The following is a 23,192-nucleotide window of genomic DNA, read 5'->3' on the forward strand; positions in this document are numbered from 1 at the left end:
CATCATGTTTACCGTCGCCGGAATCGGAGAACTCTTGTGGGACGTGCTGCCGTCCGAAGAAAAACTCGGCGGCGCCCCGATCAACTTTACCTACCACGCCGCCGCTCTCGGCGGTGAGAGCATCCCCATATCCAGCATCGGCAATGATTCGCGCGGGGAAAGGGCCCTGGATTTTCTCGCGGCAAAACAGCTCGACACCCGCTGTATCAGCATCTCCGACCAGCTGCCGACCGGTTTTGTCACCATTGAACTCGACAACGCCGGGGTTGCCCACTATCATTTCCCCGATCATGTAGCCTGGGACCATCTGCTGATCAATCAGGCTGCCCAATCAGTCACCGACCGGCTGGATGCCGTCTGTTTTGGCACGCTGGCCCAACGCAACAGAGCTTCACGAACAACCATCAGGCACTACTTGACCGGCCTGCCGGCCGCCACTAAGCGGGTTTTCGACCTCAATCTTCGTCAGGACTTTTATTCCCGGGACCTTATCGAGACCTCTCTCGAGCTGTGCTCGATCCTGAAACTCAACGAAGATGAACTGGCGACGCTGGCGTCGATGTTCGGGTTGTCAGGAAACACCCAGGAGCAGATGAACAGCCTGCTGCGCGGCCATTGCCTGGAACTGGTCATCCTGACCAGGGGCGCCGGCGGCTCGATCCTGCTCTCGGACGAGGAATGCGTGAGCCACCCGGGAACAGCGACCACCGTCGTCGACACCATCGGCGCCGGCGACTCGTTCACCGCGGCAGTTGTCATCGGCCTGCTGCTCCAGCGGCCGCTGGCCGAAATCAACGAGACCGCCAGCCGCCTGGCCGCCTATGTCTGCAGCCAGTCCGGGGCAATGCCGGATATTCCACAGATATATGGCTACCACAGCAATGACGTCAAAAGATGACCACCATACCGGCGAGCACGCCGACCCTGTGGCTGCAGGCGGCCCGGTCGATACGATCGATGGTACACGGGCAGATGGCGGCCCTGCTGTCATGGACGACGAACTGCTGCAGGTGATTAAAGACTTCCTCAACATGGGGCACGTTGACAATATCGTCGCCATGTTTCATCGCGGCGCCTGTCCGTTCGGCTGGACCGGCGCGATCCTCGACGACGAACGGCTCACTGTCCGACTCGGTGTGGCGGTGGTGTTTGAAGAACTGCAACGACGACGAGCCGAACGGATGGGATCGGCGATCTCATCCCTAATGCCGCTCCTTGCTTCAGAACACGCATACCTGCGTGGAGACGCGATCACCGTCCTCGGCTTCATCGCCACGCCGGAGGCGCTCGAACTGATCCGCGCCCAGGCGGACGACCCGCATCCGCTGGTCCGCGAGATCGTCGCCGATATCCTGACAGAACAGCCTGACCGGGGCGAGCAGAGCGGCTCATGAGCCGGCTGCTGATCATCGCCGGCATCATCCTGATCGCCATCGGCGCAGGCTGGCCGTTGCTGCAGAAAGTAGGGCTCGGCAGGCTACCCGGCGACATCTCCATCGGTAATGAGCGATTCCATATCTATCTACCGATCAGCACCTCTCTTATCGTCAGCATCATCGTCTCTCTGCTTGTCTGGCTGTTCAGGAAATAACCCCATGACTGATGGTCACAACGAAGCATGAAAATCGGCATCGTGGTCGGATGGGCTGGTTGATCCTCCCTCCGGCTGCTGCGCTGCGGCCTGATCGGCTGGGCTCCGAGGCCGGCAGACAGGCCGGCAGCCGGCAAGTGCGCCAGCCGGACAATAGAGAAAATCGCGACTCTGTTACGCAGAGGGCAATTCAAAGAGGCAGTCCGGCTCCCAAAACCCGGCTGCTGTGGAATCGAGGTCCTGGAGCTTCTTCAGATCTGTAGTGCCGGTCAGGATCAACGGCGGCGCCGACCCGCCTGTCGTCTCGGCAAACAACCGCAGAATCCCTTCAAGTGTTGCCGGAAACATCGTCTCCCCGTTTTCTATCAACAGCAGACACGGCTGGCCCTCTCGCCCGCTGTCGAGACCCTGCTGTACACCGTGCCAGATCGTTGTGCTGCTGCTCTGGTCGGGCAACTCGATAGCAAGCTGCCGGCCGACGCCGAGCAGGATATCCCGGACCGAACCGCCGGGACTGTCAATAACGATCACCCGGTAGAAATCGCCGAGCCGAGACCGGGCCAGGCGGCAGAAGCCGGCACGCTCGTCAAGGTCATCGGAGACGGCTACCACCAATCGGCTGCCACCCTGAATCGCCCCGACCAGCGAATCAATCACGTCATCCGGGGCGTTGCCGTCCGCAGGCTCCGGCGAATTTCCGTCTGTTATCGGCTCGACCGGTGCAGGTCCGGTCGCCCGCTGCTGCTCAGTGTACGCTGAATCGGCGAGTGCCGGTGGTTGCAGCGCCGCGCCGCCGACACCGATCAGCACATCGAGAACCGCTCCGGCTGCCATGGAAAGCTCCTCGGCCGCTACACTGCCGGCAACCCGGGCCGTTTGATAAAGGTGTACACGTTTTGCGTTGACCCGGCCGTTGATCATGCCGTGGCAATTGAGTTGCTGCAGATCGGCTTCTCCGCTGAATCGGCCGGTGGCACCAAGCTCGAGCTGATCACCGCGCAGCGACCCCTCGACGGTTCCGTCGAGGCGCAGAAGCCCGCGAAAATGAATCTCACCGGTAATGGTCATCTCTTCGGAGATGTGTGAGTCCGGAACTCTTCGCTGGGTCACCTGACATTTCCTCCTGCTGGAGCCAATGGATCGGAGATATCCGCAAGTATGAACTGTTGCGACGCCGGCTGCAAGGCAAATATCGCCTTCGGCTACGGATAGCCGGCAGCGGTGCGCTCACGATCGCATACCGCCCCGGTCGCTCTGCTCGAGCAGCCGAACAACCTGCTGCCAAACCGTCTCCAACCCAAGATTGGTTAGCTTGCCGGCCTGCAGCCAGGCGAAGGAGGTGTGCTGGATACCGGTCGTCGTTGCCGGCGCATGATCGCCGAACAGTGCCAGACCGGGACCACGGAGGTGAGCGGCGAGATGGGTCGGTCCGGTATCGTTGCCGACGACGAAAGCCGCCTGGCGAATCAGTCCGGCCAGCGCAAAGACGTCATAATAGCCTTCATCGGGCACCAGCATCTCTGCCGGGATGGTCCGACACAGCTCCATTTCCTCCGGCCCGGGGACGGTGACCACCTTCCGGCCCAGAGCCTGCAGGCGCTGGGCCAGGTCCGGGAAATACGGCCACCGCTTCGCATCATGGGCGGCAGACGCACCGGGGATGAGAAGCACGTAACCCGGCGCCATACCGGCCCGATGCATTATGGCGGAGACATCGTCGGCCAGCCAGGACACATCGCCGTTGCGCGAATGACGGGTTTCGATGCCGGCTAAGGACAGGTGGTGGGCAAAGTGATCGCCGGCACAGCAACCATCCGGTCGGTGTAACTGCCAGGTACAGCCGGCTGCGTCCCCAAGCCATGGCCCCGACGGAAACAGCCACCGCCGGTAAAAACGTGTCCGCCCAACCTGCTGTAAATCATAGATCCGCTCGATCCGATCGGCTCGCAATCGCTTTCGCAGGTCAAGCATGCCGGCAAGATTGAACCGGGAGACCCGGGGATCGATAAAGACCCGGTCCACCCACGGGCACTGCTCCATATAGCGTCGATATGGCGGCGTCGTCATCACCGTGATCGATGCGTGGCGATGATGCTCGCGAATATCGCGTATCGCCCCGTCGGCCTGGATGAGATCACCCAGGGCCCCGAGCTTGATAATCAGGATCGTTTCCATCAATAAGCTTGATAGGCTTTTTCTTCGACGATATCCGAACCGAGCAGATCGTTGACCCGATATTTCAAGGACGCACGGCGATCATTGGTTCGATAGACCTTTCGCGCCAATTCGACAAACCGTTGCCCGAAGTCGCTGCGTCGTTCGCAGTCGCGAATTTCATCTTCGATATCCCAGAGCGCCTCGTTAACACTGCGCAATTGTTCGGCCAACTCGGCAAGTTCCCTTGGAGCGGACTGCCGACCTTGCCAGGCCTCCTCCAGAATCGCCAACTCCCGGAGGACATTACGCCGCTTTTCGGGATCTGCAAGACGTTCTTTTTTAATCCGTAGAATGGTTATCTTATCGAGCAATTCACCCCAGGATACCGGAATCGTTACCGACATTTTTTCTGCTCCCTGACCATTGCGCCGCTGCAAAACGGGAAAAACACCTTATCTTCTTGCTGAGAAACATGCTTCGACAGCCGTTTTTACCATAAATTATACCTCCTGTCTGCCCATTGTCACCTTCCATCAGCCATTCATCATAACCCGGTTATCATGTATCTCGCCTTTACCGACACCGGCGGCCAGCGGCACTACGAGCTTCGTCAGTCGATCTTCGATACCGACCGGAGCTGCTACACGTCCCGGCTGATTTTCGATCTCGGTTTCGATCCGCGCCGATTCATCACCCGGCTCGACGAAGACATTTGCTATTTTTCCGATGAACTGGTGGATTGCCTGGGACACATCACCGACAGCGATCCGACGACGCTGCTGGAAGATCTGCTCTGGGATTTTCTCCCTGCCGAGGAACGGGGTCGGCTCGGGATTTTTCGACATCGCCGCCGGGTTGCTGTTCGTCCCCTTTCCCGTGAAGAACGCTCGGCGATCGAGCGCCAGGTCCATCTTTTCGATCGACGACGGCTCTATTATCTCAGATACGGTGCTGCCGATCAGAGCAGGCTCGCCCGGATTAACCCGAAACTCTATCGACCACTCCTGCAAAAAAGCCGTGATGAGCGGGAGTTCTACTTCCGCGACCTGGAGAAGGTTCTGCACGTCAACGAATTAAAAACCTACGTCTTTGCCATCTTCGATCTGCAGCGTCATTTCCGGCAAACCTATTCGGCGACGATGCCAGAGGCCCTCGACCAAATCGAAATCGCTGATCGTTTTGTCAACGATCTCTGCGGTCTCAACAGCGACCCTCTCTTTTCGGCCGGGCTGCCACCCGCCGACTCACTGCGGGACCACCTGGTCCGCTATTTGATCATGTTTTTCGATTACGGCTACGGCAGGCGCTCGCTGTTCGATGATTTTCTGCGTGAATTCATGGGCCGGCACCGCTCTTTCCAATGGCCTGATCGGAAACCGACGATCAGCACCAGCAGGGTTGAGACGATTTTCGAGATGACATGGCAGGAGTTGCAGGCGATGAGCAAACGGGAACTGACCAGGCTGTATCGCCGTCGGGCCAAACAACTGCACCCGGACAGCGGCGGCGATCACCAGCAATTCATTGATCTCAATGCCGCCTACGCATCATTGCTCATTCGCAAAAAAAGTTGAACACCGATGTTGTTCGGCCCTTTCCTGGTCGCCCGATGTCGGTTATACTCTCAGCCGCAGGTTATTCAGACCCTCAGGACCAGGGGCACAACAAACAATGAAAATCGGCGGCATGGTCGGAGGGGATGGCCGGCTCTGGGAAATGATTTTCATACGGAAAAACAAAACCGGGAGACACGAATGGTCCTCAAAGCCCTTGCCATCGAACTCTATCGAGCCCAGCAAACGGTACACGCTCTGGAAGACCGGCTGCGGTCCTGTTCTCTGAACGAGCAAGATGACTTGCGAAGGAAACTGCAAACGGCCCGGGTCGAACGCGATCAACTCCGCCGGCTCATCGAAGCCCGCAAAGACCCGCTCCCCTTTCGCCGCACATTCAAATAGCGGCTGTAAGACAGCCCTTGCCCGAGACGAGAATCCACCGAGAAAACTCGAAACCAGGGAAAACAGAAGCGATTCCGACTGCTGACGGATGACGATCGTCCCCTGTTCACTGCACTCATTGCGTGATGAACAGCCCCGTCAAGGCCCCCGCCGACGAGGCTGTTGGAGATGCGCTCACAAGAGATGTTCACCGTGCCGAACAGAGGGTAATGACCGTTTTCCTACAAGAGTCGAAATGCTTCTGCTCCCTGGCCGAATTCAAGGTTCCCTCAAATCTGCGCATTGTCCGGATAAACCATTTTGCCGGAAACGGACAGGTCATAACCGACGAATTCCGTGGCCGACTGTTTGAAGTTCGGGTCGTGCAACAGGTTGATGAACCGCTGGATAATGGGGTTGAAAAAGCTCTCCCGGACGATCAGCAGATCAAAGCGCTCCCAACGCAGGGGGAGAAAGTCAAGCCCGAGCATCGTCGCCACCGGACGAATGGCCGGAGCTGCGTCCGCCGAACCGCTCAAGACGGCCAAACCGGCATCAAGGTGGCGGGCGACCTCGGTCCGATAACCGTCGATCTCGTCTGCCCTGATGTCACAGCGGCTGATTTCATAATCGAGCAGCAGCCTGGTCCCTGTGTTGAGTGAGCGGTTGACGATTCGTATGCCGGGGCGCGCCAGATCCTTGACTGAAGCGATCCCTTTAGGGTTTCCCTTGGCGACCAGGATACCCTGTTGCCGCTTACTAAAATTGACGAATACCGGTAAACGATCCATCTCCCGTTCGGCAAAGCGGAAATTGTATTCCTCGTTGTCGTCCTGGAGAAGATGGCAAACAGCGATGTGACATTGTCGCCGACGCAGGGCCTTGAGGCCGCCCATGCTGCCGAGATTGGAAAAAAAAACAGGCGAATCAGGGTAACGCTTTTGATAGATCCCGAGCAATCTTTGAAAAAGCACATCGTCGCTGCCACCAATCAACAGACGACCGTCATCGGTCATCCCCGGCACCGAAGCTCCGGCAAGCGGCTGGTTGATTACCGATACTTCCAACCATTCCTCGACCAGGTGCCGGGGAAACAACCACTTCCCGGTCACTTTCGTCGCCGGCAGCCCCTTTTCACTGATCAGGGCGTAAATCGCCTTTTCGTTGACATGCAGCGTCTGGGCAACTTCCTTGGTGGTCAGATATGTCTTGTCCGCAGGCATCGCCGTCCTCACGCTAACGATGGGGATGAATCTATTTCAACCATTACGGTAACTCAAATACAGAATCACCCCGCTATTGACTAGAAATATACCAAGGATTACCAAAACGAACCAGAAAGGAGTTGATGCGTAGCTGTCGACCGTGACGAGTACGCCTGTCCGGCCTGCTCTATACGGGATGGGTAAGGCTTCGGGCCAAAAGGGGCGTCGTCATGTACCGGCAAGGCAAGCAGGGAAGAAATAAGGGGGAAACAGAACCCACCGTTCGGCAGGGAAGCGAGGGGGTGAGGTGAGAGCCTGCGGCGAGTTCTGTTTCATTGCCAGAATCGGCGGCTATCATCGTGCAACAACCAACGGCCGTCGAATATGAGTGAATCCTGAAAAATTGTCATTCCGCTCAATCTCATCGTTGCGCAATCAAATTTTATCCTCGGAATATCGCGTATATGCCTACGGTAAAATTTTCTTGCGCGCCTCGATCTTGAACGAAATTCCTAATTTTTCAAGCTCCCCATGAGTCTGACCATTAGAGAGATAATTGTACCTGAAGGGCCTTGTGTCAAGCCGGCCGTCCCAAGCCTTTGAAGAAACAGGTCCTCTCTGCCCGCCAGGAGACTCGATAATCTTGTCTCTTTCTCGATATTTTGTTACATCTGCCAAAAGGCCTGAGAAATCGACGCCCGAGACACCCCGATTTATACGGAGCAGATCCTGGCGCACACCTGATACTTCATTCTTTTGCATGCCGGCGGGTATGAACAAAGCTGCTGCTCAGAAAACCGGAACGACCTTTCAGGCGGGGGGTTCCGAGTATGCCGTCGTCTGCTGTGACGCCGGCGACACGATCATCTCCTGGGACGCCCAAGCCGAGCGGCTCTTCGGGCGGCGACACACCGACGTCATCGGCAAAAACCTCTTTCGCCTGATCCTCGCCGCCCCGGCCGCCATACCTGCCGACGAGTCATCACGGCTCAGCGATCTGTTCAGCCAGCATCGCAAAGAAATTTCAGTAACGATCAAACTCAGCGAGCAGGCGATCACGGCCAATGGTCAACGGTTTCCGATCGAGTTGATCATTTCACCACTTCCCGGCAACGAATTCTTCACCATTTTCATTCGCAACCTGGCTCTGATTAAAGATCAGCGTGATGCCTTGATCGACCGGGCCTTTCAGTTCGAGGTCGTCAACACAGTCCTAAAAATGTCGTTGGAACCGTCTCTGCTCAAAGATCGACTGCAATCAATTCTTACCTATGTCACGTGCCTCGAAAAACTTGACCTGCTGCCGATGGCCGCCTTGTTTCTGGTGGAACAGGATACTCAGTCACTCAGCCTGAACGTGGCCGTCGGGCTGAGCCGGGAGCAGCTCGAAAACTGCAGCCAAGTTGCTTTCGGTCACTGCCATTGCGGCAAGGCAGCCCTGACCAACAAACTGCAATACGTCGACGGCGCTACGGCCCCGTCCGCTCATAACTTGCAACAGCAGGGTGCTCACGGTCACTATTGCGTGCCGTTTGCCATCCATGGCATCGTCAACGGGGTAATCTGTTTTTTCGTTCCCGATTCGCATCGAAGGACCAGCCGTCGCGAAGAATTGCTCGCCGCCGTCAGCGAACTGATCGGCAAGATCATCGACAGCCAGAAGATGGACCTGCAATTGATCAATTTGGTCAACGACCTGCGTTCTTCAATCATTGCCCTTCGGGAAGAAAAACAATTTTCCGACTCGATTATTCAAGGACTGGAACACGGTCTGCTCATCACCGACCAGAACGGGATCATCCAAAAGGCCAATACGGTCGCCCGGGGCATTCTGCACATGTTTTCGCCGGAACTCGAAGGCCAGACCCTTGAGGCAATCATCGGCGAGGAACACACCAGGCGCATTCTCTCTGCCCGGGAAACTGCCACTCCTGGTGAAGAAAACGAACTGGTTCTGTCCGCCGATAACGGCGACGAACTGATCGTCCGTTATTCGGTGGTTGAACGTACCGGCAATCGGGGAGAACCGATCGGCATGATCATCTCTTTGACGGATATCTCTGAATGGCGATCCGTCAGGAAGGAGATGGAAAAGATGAACCGATTGTCAACGGTAGCTGAAATCGCTTCGGCTGTTGCCCACGAGGTACGTAACCCGCTGGCCGGAATTAAGATCATGGCCCAATCAATCGAAGAAAACTCATGCAGTGACGAAGACCGTGTCGAATGTGCCCAGCGGATCATCAGACAGGTAGACCGCCTCAACGAGTTGCTGACCGACTTCTTCTCCTACGCACGCCCCGTCGTGCCGAAGAAACAACCCACCTCTCTGCAGAATATCCTCTCTGAAATCAAACCGTTGATTATCAACAAACTGGTCAAACAGCGAATCTCGCTGCTCGAGGATTTCGAAAAGGATCTGCCCCTGGTTATTGCCGATCCCAACCAAATCCAGCAGGTGCTTCTCAATCTTTTCCTCAATTCCATCGATGCCATCAAGCAGGAAGGGACCATTGAAATTGGTGCCTCGACCCTGGCTGGTCAGAAACTGACCAGGTGTCGAAAAAAGAACCACCTGCTGACCAAGGGGTCCCGCTACGTGCTGGTCACCTTCAAAGATAACGGAGCAGGTATGTCGAACGCCGCTGCGGAAAAAGTATTCGAACCGTTCTTCACCACCAAATCGAACGGCTCCGGCCTCGGCATGTCAATCGTCTACCGGACCCTGAAGGAAAATGATGCCGGCATCAGCGTACAGAGCGCCGAAGGCAAGGGAACCACTTTTTCCATGTATTTCAAGGCCTGCTGACCATGGGCTCCATTCTCATCGTCGACGATAACGAAGACCTGTGTTTTTCACTTGCCGGTGTGGTCAAAAAACAAGGGTTTTCCGTGGCAACCGCAGCCACCGGTCGTCAGGCACTGGCCCTGGCCCACTGCTCCATTATTGATCTCGTCTTTCTCGATATCGGGCTCCCCGATGCCCACGGTATTTCTCTGATTGCCCGCTTTCGGGAGACATCGCCGGATATCGGCATCGTTATGCTGACCGGGATGAATGACGCGAAGACCGCCGTCGAAGCCCTTAAAGCAGGAGCTCTCGACTATATCGTCAAACCATTTGACCTGATCGAATTTACAACGGTCCTCAAGCGGCTCATGCAATCACGGCTGATGGAAAAAAAGGCCGCGCTCGAACGCCAGGAAGCCGATTCGGAATCGCTCATCGGCCAGTGCGAGGCAATGCGGCAGGTTCATCAGTCGATCTTGACCGCCGCCGCGGTCGATGCCCCCGTACTGATCACCGGGGAAACCGGCACCGGCAAAGAAATGGTCGCCAGATCGATCCACAACAGTCGCCAGAGGCAAAACGGGGTATTTGTCAAAGTCGATTGCGGCACCTTGTCGGCAAACCTCATCGAATCCGAGCTGTTTGGCTATGAACAAGGCGCTTTCACCGACGCCAGAGTAGCCAAAAAAGGACTCGTTGAGATGGCCAGCGGCGGCACCTTGTTTCTCGACGAAATCGGCAACCTCCCCATCGAGTTGCAACCGAAACTGCTTCGCCTGATCGAGGAATCGACTTTTCGCAAGGTCGGTGGGTTGAAGGACATTACCGTGCAGGTCCGCATCATCGCGGCAACCAACAGCGATCTGAAAGAAGAAATCGCTGGCGGCAGTTTCCGCGAAGATCTTTTTTATCGCCTCAACGTGCTGCCGTTGCCACTTCCCCCTCTCAGGGAGCGGGGCGACGACATTTTATTGCTGGCCGATTTTTTCCTTCATCGTCTCAATCAGGAGATGAAAAAAAATATCAAAGGGTTTTCCGATTCCGCGGCGCAGGCCCTTCGTCGCTATCACTGGCCGGGCAATATCAGGGAGTTGCGTAATCTCCTCGAACGTGAAGTAATTTTCAACCGTTCCGGATGGTTATCGATCCCCGGGCTTTGTCGGAACCGAGTCGATTGGCCGAGTGAAGCGACCGACGATCTGATGACGCTGAAAGAGGCCGAGCGACGGCATATCCAGCATGTCCTGCGCAAAACCGGCAACAACAAGTCACACGCCGCGCGAATCCTGGCTATCTCTCGAACCACGCTCAGGCAGAAACTGACCGAGACGGACCCCGAAAAGTGATCATATTTTGACCACCTGGTCAATTTCCTGCCACCGCATCGCGTTCTCACCCTCCCTCTCTCCTGTCTTTTTCATCACACAATATACTTACAATTCATTTAGTTACTATATTCTTGACAATTTATTCCCTACTGGCACGGCAATTGGAATACTTTCGCCAGTCGACGTCTATTTTGACCCCAGCACCGTCTTTCCACCACCGATCCTTGAACAGCAGGACTATCTGTCCTGCCGGCAGGAACGGTGGATACCGTGAGGAACCAGCATGACGAAAAAAGTTCTTGTTGTCGACGACGAAGAAGACATGCTCTGGATGCTCCAGAGGAATCTGAACAAAGGCATGCCGGACGTGGAAATGCTCTCCGCTCGCTCCGGGGAAGAAGCGCTCGCCGTACTCAGCGACACCACGGTCGAACTGGTCATTACCGATATCAACATGCCCGGCATGAACGGTCTCGACCTGCTCATCGAGATCAATAATCGCTACCCGGACACCGGCGTCATTATCATGACGGCCTACCCATCCAGTGCCTATGAGCGGGAAGCAATGATGAGCGGCAGCCTTCGCTTTATCGAAAAGCCGTTCGACATCAAAGACATGCGCGATATCGTCAAGACCGTCTTGAAGACCAGTGACGGTTTTCAAGGTACGATCAACGGTATCGATCTGATGGATATCATCCAGTTCAACGGACTCTCGCAAGCCACCGCCGCACTCAAGGTCACCACCGCCGAGCAGGAAGGCATGCTGTTTTTCAAAAACGGCGCTGTCGTCCATGCGATGTGTGATCAGGCCAGCGGCGAGGAGGCTTTCTTCAAGATCATCACCTTCAACGATGGAACGCTGCAGAATATCAGAGGCGTCGAGCCGCCGATCATCAGTATAAACAAGAGCCTGGAATCACTCCTGTTCGAAGCTGCCGTCCGCAACGACGAGGCGACTCCGCGACAGGAAACGAATGAAGATGATCGAGGCCCCGTCGCCACCCTGGAGGATCTCGATACCGGCGATATCATTGCACCGCTGGAAGATGAAACTGAAGATGCACTGACGGACTTCCCCGATGACGGGCTCCCCGGAGCCATCTCGGATAGCGTGCCGGAAGCGGCCAACGAACCGCCCGCTGCCGAGCAGGCAATCGCCGAAACATCTGCACAGCCGGACGATGAATCTCAACAACAAGAAATCCAACCGGATCAACCGGTTGCCAATAACGATCAGCAACCGCCAACTCCAGAAGAGGACAACGAAATGACCGACATCCAGAAAATTCTAGCCGAATTCACAAACATCGAGGGCGTTCACACCGCTTGCCTGGTTGGGCGGGACGGTTTCCTCCTCGACAGCATCGCCCGAAGCGGCATCGATGCGGAAATGATCGGCGCCATCGCCTCATCCGGCTTCGGATCGGCCGAATCGATGGGCAATCAGTTGGGTCAGGGAGACCTGAACATGACCATGCTCGAATACACCGAAGGACCGGTCATGTTCGCACCGGTCGGCAGCGATGCTTTTCTCGTCATTGTTGCGGACAAGGACACCAACCTTGGCTGGATCCGCCTGACGATTAAGAAAAATTCGAAAATCATCGAAAAGGCAGCCAATCTCTGATTCACAAGAAAAGGCTTGGAGGCCCCCTCCAAGCCTTTTCATTCACACTCGGCTGACTGATATTACACTGCGGCGATCCGTGGCCCGGAACTCTCTCCTCCGACAGTCCGCCGTCAGTCTTGGAAACCGGCTTGTCTCTGATTTTCCGTGCTAAATGTACGTTCTCCTTGGCAGGCCGACCTTCTACTCCCGCTACTCCACCGGTTGACGGAATTGCTCGAGCAGTTCCGCAGAAAAACGCGACAATTCCATCTCGAATCGTTTCATCAACATCCGCGCCTTACCCAGCCATTCATCCTTGCTGGTCATGACAAAAATAAAGAACGGTTGATCCGGCGTATGCCTGATAATGAAGTGATAGCGGCTGGTTGTGATCAAGATGTCGTCGGTCACTTCATCATCTGCCAACAATCCTATCGCCTTGCCGTTGGATTTTACAATCGAGGCCAAATAGGCGGACGCAGCAGCTGTTTCGATACCTTCTTTCCTGCTTACCTCGGCAATTGAAAGACCGTCTTCGACGGTAACCACCGCGACAGCAAGGACTCCCGGCAACTCCTTAGACAACGCATCCATTAACCGTTGCAGTTTTTTGATCATTTTCCACCTTCAGTTTTGCTACAGTAATGCATTGAGCTTTATTCTGCCCCGAACTGAACAGTTGGTTAAAGCCTGAGCAGTTGTCAGAAAATTACCGATATAACCTGGCACTGGTGGAGCCCCACTATGATTCTTATATCTTTTGCCTCTGAAAGATTCAATCCAATAAGCCCGAAGCAGGGATGAATCTAATATCCAGCGGTTAAAAAGCTACCCCGGCAACAAAGGCTGAACTATCGCAGAAAACAACACAAAGAGAGAACTGAAAAAGCAAAGCACCGGCACAGCCTCCACGGAAAAATATTCTCACAGTATCACGATTGTCAATATAACCTGATATATTCCCGATTCACGTTGACTACCCCGCCACAAGCCACATTGCTTATTGATTGGCGCTCACAGCCTTGTCGATCAATTCTTTGCCGATATCGGCCTCAAACTGTCTCCACACCGGGCGCATCGCCTCAACCCACATGGCTCGCTCGTCCTTCGACAATTGAACGACCGTGGCCTCCCCGGAATCAATAACGTGCTGGCGACTATCCTGCTGGTTTTTGTCGGCTAGACTGTTGGCAAAGGCGATCGCTTCATTCAAAGCTGTCCTCAAGTCCCTTTGATCCTCGGGGCTTAGACTTTCCCAGAAATTCCTGGAGGTCACCACCATATAATCGATCACTCCGTGATTGGATTCGGTGATGTGCGTTTGCACCGTATGAAATTTCTTGGAATATATATTCGACCACGTATTTTCCTGACCGTCGACCACCCCGTTCGACAGCAGAGAGTAGACTTGTGAGAACGGTTTCGGGACAGCTTCAGCTCCGATGGCAGTAAACTGCGCTTTCAATACGTCTGATGGTTGAACCCTGAATTTCAAGCCGGCCGCATCCTGGGGCACCGACAACTGGCGGTTCGCCGACAATTGTTTCATGCCGTTATGAAGATAGCCCAAGCCGATCAATCCTCGATCGCTAAAAGAGGTCAACAGATCCTGTCCTTCCACTGAATTCTGAAACAGTTCCACTGCCGTCATATCCTGAAACAGAAACGGCAAATCGAACACCCGAAGCTTTTTGGTGATCAAGCTAAACTTCGACATGCTTGGTGCTGCCATCTGTACATCATCGAGAAGCACCGCCTCAAAGACCTGATCATCATCAAAGAGAGTGGAATTCGGATATACTTCAACTACAAAGCGCCCCCACATCCTTTCAGCGACAATATCCTTAAACTTCAATGCCGCCTGTCCTTTCGGCGTGTCGTTACCAACCACATGGGTAAAACGGATGACAGTAGGTGCCGCCCAGCCTATATTTGCCGCAGCAAACAGCAAGCAATAACAGACGAAGACAGGGAAAAATGTGCGAAACATTGAGAACCTCCCGACTCTTGGTTTTTTCAGGCCGAAACAGCCTCATCTTCAATCTTGAATACGGCAATGGACTCCTCAAGTTGTCTCGAGGTCGTCGTGATCTTCTCCATGGAAGTGGTGGTCTCACGCGTCGCCGCCGTCGTCTCTTCAGTCAGTTGACCTACTTCATTCATGAGCTTGGTAATATTCTCAGATTCAGCCGCCTGCCTACGTGAAGACTCCGAAATACTCTCGACAAGTTCTGCCAGTTGATTGGAAACTGTCTCAATTTCTTCCAGCTTTCCATAGGCTTCATCCGCAAGCTCTGTTCCGTCTACCACCTGCTGAATGCTTTTTTCCATGCTGATAGAGGCCTCGCTGATCTCGCCCTGAATGGTGTTGATAAGGGTCTCGATCTGCTTTGTCGATGTTGCTGAACGCTCGGCCAAGCGTTGTACCTCCTCGGCAACGACAGCAAAGCCCCGCCCCTCCTCTCCGGCCATTGCCGCCTGGATAGAGGCATTCAGGGCCAAGATCGAGGTTCGATCGGCAATATCGTTAATAATCTGAACGATATTGCCGATCTCTTGTGAACTTTCACCGAGCCGTTTAACGGTTCGAGCAGTACCGCGCATATTTTCCTTGATGAGCCCCATGGCTTGGTTGGTCTTAAGAACCGCATCCGATCCTGCACGGGCACTCTCCCGCGCACTGCCCGACACTCGGGCAGATTCATCGGCACTTGAGGCGACGTTTCTGATGCTTTCAGCGATTCGCTCAATGATGGTAATTGCCGCACGGATTCTGGCGGCCTGCTCTTCACTGGATTGACTCAGCTTTTTGGTTACCTGATTGACGTCGGTGGAAGAACTCCCGACGAGGGACGAAGCCGTTTTAACACCCTTAACAACCCGGCTCAATTGCTCGGCCATATTGTTGAACGAATCGGCGATTGCCCCGGTGACCTCTTCAGTAACTTCCGCGCGCACCGTCAAGTCGCCATCGGCCAGATCGCTGATCTCGGCAAGGAGCTTCATGATCGATCCCTGAATAGCGTCGCGCTCTTCACGGCTCTGAATCAACACCAGGGTGTTGTCGAGCATCGCATTGAGTGATTCGGCCATCTCTCCGAGTTCGTCATCCGTTACCACTTTGGCGCGTGCCGAGAAGTCGCCAATACCGATATCGCCGAACATTTCCATGATATTGTCTATCTGCTTGGTTAATCGGCGTGAGAAGAAGATCGCACCGAAAACACCGAGCATGATCGTCAAAAGGGCAACAATCACAACGATGATGAATGACAGCCTATCAAGATTCTTCAACTCGGCAATCGTGTCTGCCTGTCCTTTCTGTTGGGCCTCGATAAGAGTAGTAATCGTGGGGATCATCTTGTTGATCGCGGAACGGTAGTCACGCCCGTACCCGCGTATCATATTATCAACGACAACCATCTGGTTAAAGATGTCAAGATACTGGTCGGACAAGAAGAAAAGACTCATCTTCAACTGCTCGTCGCCGACTCGCCGCAGTATCTTTTCCTTGAGATCCTGCACTGACTCCCTGGTCTGCTGGATGTAACGTCTCTCGTTTCTGAGAAGATAATCTTTTTCATTCCGGCGAACCGTCAATATCGAGACCAACAGCGTCTCGTCCCCGAGAGTTTTGGCCGCTTCCTCAACTCGATGAATGATATCGCGGAGTCGCCCTTCCGCTCCTTCATCCTTATGCCCTTTTGCCTCAGCGCTCGCGACCATGCCGAGGAAGGAGGTCCGGTAGTCATCAAGCTCCGCCCGCAACAGATCAAGTTGTTCGATGCTGCCCTGCTCGTCCGATTCGATTTGCTCTATTTCGTCGAGCAGATCGTTCACCCGTTGCACGTGGCTTTCAACCTCACCCACATATAAAACCCGAGCATTTTGAAAACCGAGCTGCTTGTAGTTGAGCAGATAGTTCTGGTCCAACTCGCGGGCCCGCATCAACTCTTGAATCGCTTCATTGGACAAGGCCACGATCCGGCCGTCGCGGTCGACCAGCTGGGTGATGCTCTGGCTGGTAATACGGCTCGTTACCACAGCTACCAAGGCAACGATGATCGTACCAAGGGTGGCAACCAGGAGGATGGCCAGAACCTTGTTGCGAATTTTACCTGCAATAAACCGGAACGGCGTGAACGCAGCGAAACGTCCTTTTTGTTCTTCACTCATCACTCATCCTCCAGGCCCGGTTGAAGCGCCCAAGTGTTTGTTTTCACCGGACTTCCATTGCCCGCTCGGTCAGATATTTTTGTTAATAACATCCAATAGTTCATCTTCTGAGAACGGTTTAGTGAGATAGCCGTCCGCACCCTGTTTTATGCCCCAGAACCGATCGCTGTCCTGCGATTTGCTGGTAACCATTATGATTTTGATAGCCTCAGTATCCGGATTGCTTTTCAGCTGACGGCAAACCTGGAAACCATTCTTCTGCGGGAGAATAACATCGAGCAGAATTAAATCGGGTTTCAGTTCCACCGCCTTGCGCATCGCCTCCTCACCCTCCGCCGCCGATTCGACCCGATACCCCTTGGACGTGCAGGCAGCTACCGCAATCTGTCTGTCGGTGGGACTGTCGTCCACCACCAGAATCAATTTATCGTTCATACCGTGTCAACCCTACTTCTTAATGAATTTATCGATTCCTTCATCTTTCCAGATCTTCAGTGTCTTCGAGTCGCTATCCTTGATTTTCACCCCGATAGCATTGACCGGCACAGTGTGCTTTTTCTGAATCTCGATCCAGTTCTTTCGTACCGATGCATCGATCCCCATGGCTTTTCCTCCCTGTTCGTTTTTCCGGTTCAACAACCGATTCTCGCACCTTTTTCCGTCCGTTATGTCGGCTCGGGACCAACAACACAGGCGGCAACCTTGTCCGACCAATTCTGAAAATAATCCCGGCCAACCGCGGCCAGAGAAGCTGTTGTCGCCGTTTCCAGGCCTCTGACGATCTCTTCGGGGGGAACGACCCGGCCAAAATAGAACGTCTGGGTCAACAACCTGCTCATTCTGACGAACGGATCTTCGGAATCGACATGATATTGACCGATATTATAGAGTTTTACCTGCCACAATTCCTCCTCATCCAACGGTTCAGCCGCGGTGAGCAGCGACCGGCTGATATCGAGCACCTCATCGACCACGGTAAAGACCCCATCAGGCCGACAGGAACCGGAAATTATCAGGGCGCCGCCATCGATATAGGCGTGGTATTCCGAATGCACGTCATAAACCAGTCCACGCTCCTCCCGCAACGATCGATAAAGCCGCGAGGACATTCCACCGCCCAGAGCCGTGTTGAGCAGATGAATGGCATAGCGGTCCGGCCAGGAGTAAGGAGGCGCTTTCACTCCGACGGAGAAATAGGCTTGGTTGCCGTTATAACCCTGGCGAACGAAGCCGCTGCAAAACGGGGCCTCTGCAGGTATCTGCCGGACGGAGCGTCCGGTGAGCCGCCAAAAACAGTCCCGCACCTGGGCCACAATGTCTTCATGCTCGAGATTGCCGGCAAAGGCGATGATCATCCGATCGGGCAGGTAGCACGTGTGCAGATGATAGATAATGTCTTCTCTGCTCAATGGGGCTATCGACTCGGGCCCGCCTTCGATCTTGCAACCCAACGGATGATCAGGCCACATCACCGATTTCAGTGTTGTCAGAGCCTGCTCGCCGGGCTGGTCGGCGGCCATCTGCTGCTCGTTGATAATGACCTGTTTTTCGGTGATTAATTTCTCTTCGGGAAAAATCGAATTGAGCAGCATATCGGAAAACAGATCGAGAATATAGGTTCGGTGATCGTCCATCACAAAACCGCTAAAACAGGTGTAATCCCGCCCCGTGAAGGCCGATACCCGGCCGCCCATGGTGTCGATGATCCGGCTGATATCGCCACTGCTCCGCGTGCTCGTCCCGTGAAAGAGGACATGTTCGACCAGATGCGCCAGCCCCGCCTGTCGATCGTTCTCGTCGCGGGGTCCGGTGCCGACCATGATACCGACCGCCACCGAACGTGAGCCGGGAATGGCCTCCGTCACGACACGAATGCCGTTTTCCAGTTCGCTCAGCCCGATCGTCATCGACCCACCGCGCCGCCGGAGGCGATCATTTTTAGATCAGGCACGAGCACCAGGGCGTCCTGCTCCCATTCATAGGCGCCTTTCAGCCCTCGTGCGGCTAGCTGATCGGTAATTTTAACCGGCGTACAATCGGCGGCCACCGGCCTGATTCTGACATCATAGGCAACATCGACGAGCAGGCGTGAGATCAACTGCGGCTCACCGGTGGTGGTTGTCTTGACAACGATTCTTCGTTTCACCTCTCCGCCGCGCGCCGGTTTGAATCCGAAATATCGTTCCAGGCTGACTACCGGCAAGGCAAGTCCCTGCCAGGCGACAAGTCCGGCGAGATGTTTTTGCGCAAACGGCACCGGGCAGAACGCAAGATCCTGGACGATGTGCTCGACCTGGCTTCTGCTCAAGGTCCAAAACACCTCTCGTTTTCGAATCGGCTGGACGTCCGCCTTGACGAGGATTATGTCGTGTTTCTCGGTCATATCCTGGATCCCTGCCTCACAACAGGCCATCATGGTTCTTTCCTGTCGACAGAGCCAACAGGGTACCACCGGTCAACACCGGCACGGCGCTGTTGCCGCAGAGTGCGACGTGGCCGAAAAGGCTGCGGCACGTCCCGGAAAAAGCGGGCGACAGCGGTTGGATCACCGGCCGGTCGGCGTCGGTGCCGGACTCGACATCGGTGACGACGATTCCCATTGTTGGTTCCCCCGACAGCACAACCAGCCGTCTGCGGCCGGTCATATCGTCTTTTCGGCCAAGCAGGAGCTCGGTCAGGGAAAGCAGGGGTATCGTGCCCGTGGTGTCTCCAGCCTCCTTCTTGAATGTTTGCCAGTCGGTAAGCAGTTCCGCCGAGTTGTTCCGTTCGGGGTAGATCTTGTGCACCTGTTTCGTATCGACGGCCAAACGGTAAGGACCGGCACCGACCACCACGAAAGTTCCGGTCATCATTGATCTCCAAGTCTGACGAATTGTCTGTATGTCATGTCTTTTCGCTGGCAAGTCGTTGCAGCAACGCAACGAACTGATCTTCTTTATAGGGTTTGATCAGGTAGTGATCTGCACCCAGCTCTTCGGCCTTCTTCTGATGCTTTTCGGAAAACCGAGATGTCAGCATGATCACCGGCATCGCCTGATAGCGCGTCTGGCTGCGCAGGATACCGAGGAATTCGAAACCGTTCATGCGCGGCATTTCGATATCGAGAACAATGGTATCGGGACGGCTGACATCCAGTTTCTCGGCGGCATCGACCCCGTCGGTCGCCAGGACCGGCAGCCAGCCATTGTTTTTGACCAGGCGTGAAACGCTTTGCCGAACACTGACGGAATCATCGACGACCATTACCGTAAACTGGCCCGCGGCCACTCTATCCGCCGACCGTTCTATCTCTTTGATCGCCCTGAGTACCGGCGAGGCTAGTTCGTTGACGTTGAGGATGGGAATAAGCGACCCGTCACCCATGATCGTCACGCCGCCGATTCCTTCGACATGCCGCAGGTGCGTACCGAGATCCTTGACGATGATTTCCTGCTGTTCGACAATCCGATCGATAACCAAGGCGACCCTGCCATGTTCGCTGTCAGCGAGCAGCACGGTCAGGTCTGTTTCGCCGCCGCCGATTCGCAACCGATCGTCTCTGAGGCCGAAGGCGGCGGCAAGATCTTTCAGTTCCACCATCTCGTCGCCAAGACGCACCTGCGGTGGATCGCCCTCACGCACATCGGCCCGGGAGATTCTCCGAATTTCCAGGATATCCTGCAGGGGAGCTGCGTAGCGCTCCGTTCCGATCAAGACGATAGCCGCCCGGTTGATCGACAGCGAGACCGGAATGCGCAGAAAGAACGTGGTGCCCTGGCCGGCACGAGTCTGCACCCTGACGGACCCCCTCAGTTCGAGCAGGTTTTGCCGGACGACATCAAGGCCGACACCCCGGCCCGACAGGTGACTTACCTGATCGCGGGTAGTAAACCCCGGCACAAAAAGGTGTTCGAGCAATTGTGTCTCAGACAACTGCTCGGCCTGATCGACCAGTCCGCGATCAAGCAATTTGCGGCGGATCGCCTCGGTATCGATGCCGCCTCCGTCATCGGCTATTTCCAGCAGGACATGACTGCCACGCTGTACGGCCTTCATCCGCACGACCCCCTGGGCCTGCTTGCCGGCCTGACGCCGCACCTCCTCCACTTCGACGCCATGGTCAACAGCGTTTCTCAGAATGTGCATAATCGGGTCGGAAACCTTGTTCCAGACAAACCGATCGAGAAAGACATCCTCGCCCTCGATGACCAGCTTCACCCGCTTGCCGAGATTCGCCGAGGCACTTCGCACGGTGCGAAAGAAGTTCCGGGAGATGGTGGACAACGGCGTCATCCTGACGCGAACCAGCTTGTCCTGCATGAGCCGCATCAGCAGTTGCTGGTTGGCGATATGTCCCCTCATTTCATTGGCAAGACCGGCCAGACCATGATGGATCGAACCGACATCGACCGCCAGCTCGTTCAGGCTCCTGATGATCAGATGCAGTTTTGAATAACGGTCGAGTTCTATCGGGTCGAATTCGGTGAACGGTTCACTCGCCGTTCCAGCCTCGTCGCCGGCTGCCGCCGTCCGCCAGCCCCGCCCAAAGCCGTGCAGGGATTCGACTTCAAACCCACTTTCCAGATCGTGGGAGATCGTTTTCAGTTTTTCACCGGCGAAATTAAGTTCATAAATCGCCTGCGACACATCTGTCAGCCGCTGCTCCAGAGCACTCCTGGAGACAATCAACTCACTCTCCAGGCCAACCAGTTCGTCAAGATTATCCAAACGCACCCTGATAAAACCGCTCTCTGCCTCAAGGGGATGGGCCTGCCGAATCAGCTCGTCCTGCCGATCGTCAGCCTCCGCCCCTTCGAAATCAGACGCGGCAAACCCGTCCCGATCAGCCGCTTCCGGTTCCGCCTCTGCTTCTTCCGGTAGCGCTGTCAGCGCCGAGGCGCCCGCTTCGGCAGACGGCTGCCCGGTGGCCGACTCACTGTTCCCATCCTGTTCGGCGATCAGCTCGCCGATGGTCTCCGAAACCTGCACCACAGCCACATCGCTCGCCTGTTGCGGACGCATGGCCATGACTTCGATCAGATCGACGGCGTCTCCCAGCACAGCGATATCGTGCGGCCGCACCTGCCGGGCATCAGCAAAAAACGAATCGAGCAGATCTTCACAGCGATGGGCGAATTCAAAGAGGTGCTGAAAGCCGGTCATTCCGGCCGCCCCTTTGAGTGTATGAACCGCTCGTCGCATCTCGGCCAACAACTCTGCCACCTCTCCGCCGACCGCTGTCGGGCCGTCGACGAGCCGCTCTAGACCGATCAGGGCGGTACCGATAACCTGGAGATGCTCTTCGCTTTCGGCGATGAAAATCTCATGGAGATCCATCTCGTCTTCATCGTCGAAGCCGCCCTCCGTTGCGGCGACATCGGTCGGTTGCGCTTCATCAACCGATACCTCCGTGTCGGGAATCTGGCCAAAGGCATCATAGAACAACAGGTTTTCTTGCTGCTGATCCTCGTCTTCTTCGTCGATAACGAGAAAGTCAGGTTCATCAAAGAGCTCGGTAACGTCATCCCGGCTGGTAACCGGGGTCATCATCAGCGCAAAATCCCGTACCTGTGTCATCGATTCGACGACTTTGCTCGTCTTCGCCGATTCGACCTGGCCGGGGTTTTGCAGCAGCAGGTAAAAAAAGCGGAGATAATTGGTGAGCAGGTCGACGGTCTGATCGGCGATCAGGTACATGTCGGTCGTCAGCCAATCGAGAAACGCGGCAAACGGCTCGGTGAACGCGGTCGGCAACTCCTCCCCCTGTTCCCCGACTTTCGTCTCAGCAGCCAGGATCAGACGCTTGAGGTGCTGTACCAACGCAGCCGGCTCCGCATCGCCGCCGGAGTTGTCGGACAGGGCAGCGCCGATCGACTGCACCACTTCTGCCGCCTGATCGAGCAGCTCCTCAATCAACAAGTTTGGCGGACTCGCAATGATCGTGCCTCCGGAGCACAGTATTTCGAAATCTTTCTGAAAATCAGGGTCGCTCTGAACTGGATCAAAATCATCCACCCGATAGTAGGCGTGGATCGTTTGGCCGAGCATCTCATCGCCGGCCCTGCCATCCCGGAGGTCGCCGGCGCAAAAGTCGGCGATTCCCGCCGCCGCATCGTCGCAAAAGGCGACGACCCCGCCAGTTGCCGGTTGTCCCTCGGTCAGCAGGCGGGCCAACAGGTCCTCCGCCAATCTGGCCGTGCCGCTGAGCTGCTGCAGAGACAATTGTGCCGCGGCGCCTTTGATCGTATGAAAGAGACGGTAGACCTGGCGGAGACGCCGGCGGTCATCCGGGTGATCGAGCAAAACTCGCAACCCGTCCCTGATCTCGGGGACATATCCTGCCACTTCGGCGGCGAAACCGGCGACCAACCCTCCCCTGGTATCCTGAGGCATGGTCACTTCCCTAAGCACCGTTC

At 55.5% G+C, this 23,192-nt stretch carries 21 protein-coding genes; 8 read left to right on the plus strand and 13 right to left on the minus strand.

Features of this window, described 5'->3' with window-relative positions; genetic code table 11:
• Window positions 1–4: 4 nt before the first annotated feature.
• Genes BUC26_RS08315 through BUC26_RS08325 form a run of 3 tightly spaced genes read left to right on the plus strand, consistent with a single transcriptional unit; the run spans window position 5 to window position 1,591 of the window.
• The gene (locus BUC26_RS08315) at window positions 5–898 is read left to right on the plus strand and encodes a carbohydrate kinase family protein (protein WP_073375102.1); all 894 of its coding nucleotides are present in this window, start codon (window positions 5–7) and stop codon (window positions 896–898) included.
• Entirely contained in the window at window positions 882–1,394 is a 513-nt protein-coding gene (locus tag BUC26_RS08320; RefSeq protein ID WP_084540550.1) for a HEAT repeat domain-containing protein, read from the plus strand. Before BUC26_RS08315 ends, BUC26_RS08320 begins: the two co-directional genes overlap by 17 nt.
• Window positions 1,391–1,591, plus strand: coding sequence for a DUF2905 domain-containing protein (locus tag BUC26_RS08325; RefSeq protein WP_073375103.1), 201 nt, complete (start codon window positions 1,391–1,393; stop codon window positions 1,589–1,591). Before BUC26_RS08320 ends, BUC26_RS08325 begins: the two co-directional genes overlap by 4 nt.
• A gap of 174 nt (window positions 1,592–1,765) precedes the next feature.
• Here the strand turns inward: BUC26_RS08325 and BUC26_RS08330 are convergent, their stop codons facing one another.
• From BUC26_RS08330 to BUC26_RS08340, 3 genes are all read right to left on the minus strand, one after another.
• Entirely contained in the window at window positions 1,766–2,701 is a 936-nt protein-coding gene (locus BUC26_RS08330) for a polymer-forming cytoskeletal protein (protein ID WP_073375105.1), read from the minus strand.
• A 117-nt stretch (window positions 2,702–2,818) separates the two neighbouring features.
• Window positions 2,819–3,766 (minus strand): glycosyltransferase family 9 protein, encoded by a 948-nt coding sequence (locus tag BUC26_RS08335; protein WP_073375107.1) that lies wholly within the window; start codon window positions 3,764–3,766, stop codon window positions 2,819–2,821.
• The gene (locus BUC26_RS08340; protein WP_073375109.1) at window positions 3,766–4,152 is read right to left on the minus strand and encodes a DUF6165 family protein; all 387 of its coding nucleotides are present in this window, start codon (window positions 4,150–4,152) and stop codon (window positions 3,766–3,768) included. Before BUC26_RS08340 ends, BUC26_RS08335 begins: the two co-directional genes overlap by 1 nt.
• 156 nt (window positions 4,153–4,308) lie before the next feature.
• On the opposite strand from BUC26_RS08340, the gene BUC26_RS08345 reads away from it, so the two are divergent.
• Window positions 4,309–5,322, plus strand: coding sequence for a J domain-containing protein (locus BUC26_RS08345; protein WP_073375110.1), 1,014 nt, complete (start codon window positions 4,309–4,311; stop codon window positions 5,320–5,322).
• 180 nt (window positions 5,323–5,502) lie between these two features.
• Complete coding sequence (locus BUC26_RS08350; protein ID WP_073375112.1) at window positions 5,503–5,706, plus strand: hypothetical protein; 204 nt, start codon at window positions 5,503–5,505, stop codon at window positions 5,704–5,706.
• Between the two features lie 269 nt (window positions 5,707–5,975).
• On the opposite strand, the gene BUC26_RS08355 is transcribed toward BUC26_RS08350, so the two are convergent.
• Entirely contained in the window at window positions 5,976–6,908 is a 933-nt protein-coding gene (locus BUC26_RS08355; RefSeq protein WP_073375114.1) for a helix-turn-helix transcriptional regulator, read from the minus strand.
• A gap of 754 nt (window positions 6,909–7,662) precedes the next feature.
• Here BUC26_RS08355 and BUC26_RS08365 point away from each other — a divergent pair.
• From BUC26_RS08365 to BUC26_RS22685, 3 genes are all read left to right on the plus strand, one after another.
• Complete coding sequence (locus BUC26_RS08365) at window positions 7,663–9,699, plus strand: GAF domain-containing sensor histidine kinase (RefSeq protein WP_161949825.1); 2,037 nt, start codon at window positions 7,663–7,665, stop codon at window positions 9,697–9,699.
• 2 nt (window positions 9,700–9,701) lie between these two features.
• The gene (locus tag BUC26_RS08370; protein WP_073375120.1) at window positions 9,702–11,027 is read left to right on the plus strand and encodes a sigma-54-dependent transcriptional regulator; all 1,326 of its coding nucleotides are present in this window, start codon (window positions 9,702–9,704) and stop codon (window positions 11,025–11,027) included.
• Between the two features lie 265 nt (window positions 11,028–11,292).
• The gene (locus BUC26_RS22685) at window positions 11,293–12,639 is read left to right on the plus strand and encodes a response regulator (RefSeq protein WP_084540551.1); all 1,347 of its coding nucleotides are present in this window, start codon (window positions 11,293–11,295) and stop codon (window positions 12,637–12,639) included.
• Window positions 12,640–12,831: 192 nt separating this feature from the next.
• On the opposite strand, the gene BUC26_RS08390 is transcribed toward BUC26_RS22685, so the two are convergent.
• The 9 genes from BUC26_RS08390 to BUC26_RS08425 form a co-directional block, all read right to left on the minus strand.
• Window positions 12,832–13,239 carry a roadblock/LC7 domain-containing protein gene (locus tag BUC26_RS08390; protein ID WP_073375122.1) on the minus strand — a complete coding sequence of 136 codons (408 nt, stop codon included), beginning with the start codon at window positions 13,237–13,239 and terminating at the stop codon, window positions 12,832–12,834.
• Between the two features lie 382 nt (window positions 13,240–13,621).
• Window positions 13,622–14,611, minus strand: a complete 990-nt coding sequence (locus BUC26_RS08395; RefSeq protein ID WP_073375123.1) for a DctP family TRAP transporter solute-binding subunit — start codon at window positions 14,609–14,611, stop codon at window positions 13,622–13,624.
• 26 nt (window positions 14,612–14,637) lie between these two features.
• Window positions 14,638–16,797, minus strand: a complete 2,160-nt coding sequence (locus BUC26_RS08400; RefSeq protein ID WP_073375125.1) for a methyl-accepting chemotaxis protein — start codon at window positions 16,795–16,797, stop codon at window positions 14,638–14,640.
• A gap of 69 nt (window positions 16,798–16,866) precedes the next feature.
• Window positions 16,867–17,232: a response regulator gene (locus BUC26_RS08405; RefSeq protein ID WP_073375127.1), complete on the minus strand. Its 366-nt coding sequence runs from the start codon at window positions 17,230–17,232 to the stop codon at window positions 16,867–16,869.
• Window positions 17,233–17,244: 12 nt separating this feature from the next.
• Window positions 17,245–17,400, minus strand: coding sequence for a hypothetical protein (locus tag BUC26_RS23735; RefSeq protein WP_167369257.1), 156 nt, complete (start codon window positions 17,398–17,400; stop codon window positions 17,245–17,247).
• A 62-nt stretch (window positions 17,401–17,462) separates the two neighbouring features.
• Complete coding sequence (locus BUC26_RS08410) at window positions 17,463–18,704, minus strand: M16 family metallopeptidase (protein ID WP_073375128.1); 1,242 nt, start codon at window positions 18,702–18,704, stop codon at window positions 17,463–17,465.
• Entirely contained in the window at window positions 18,701–19,180 is a 480-nt protein-coding gene (locus BUC26_RS08415) for a chemotaxis protein CheW (RefSeq protein WP_161949826.1), read from the minus strand. The genes BUC26_RS08410 and BUC26_RS08415 overlap by 4 nt, the downstream gene beginning before the upstream one ends.
• A 16-nt stretch (window positions 19,181–19,196) precedes the next feature.
• Window positions 19,197–19,649 carry a hypothetical protein gene (locus BUC26_RS08420; RefSeq protein ID WP_073375132.1) on the minus strand — a complete coding sequence of 151 codons (453 nt, stop codon included), beginning with the start codon at window positions 19,647–19,649 and terminating at the stop codon, window positions 19,197–19,199.
• 31 nt (window positions 19,650–19,680) lie between these two features.
• Window positions 19,681–23,169 carry a hybrid sensor histidine kinase/response regulator gene (locus BUC26_RS08425; protein WP_073375134.1) on the minus strand — a complete coding sequence of 1,163 codons (3,489 nt, stop codon included), beginning with the start codon at window positions 23,167–23,169 and terminating at the stop codon, window positions 19,681–19,683.
• Between the last annotated feature and the right edge of the window lie 23 nt (window positions 23,170–23,192).

Source organism: Desulfofustis glycolicus DSM 9705 (genome assembly GCF_900130015.1).
In the GTDB taxonomy this organism is placed as follows: Bacteria; Desulfobacterota; Desulfobulbia; order Desulfobulbales; family Desulfocapsaceae; genus Desulfofustis; species Desulfofustis glycolicus.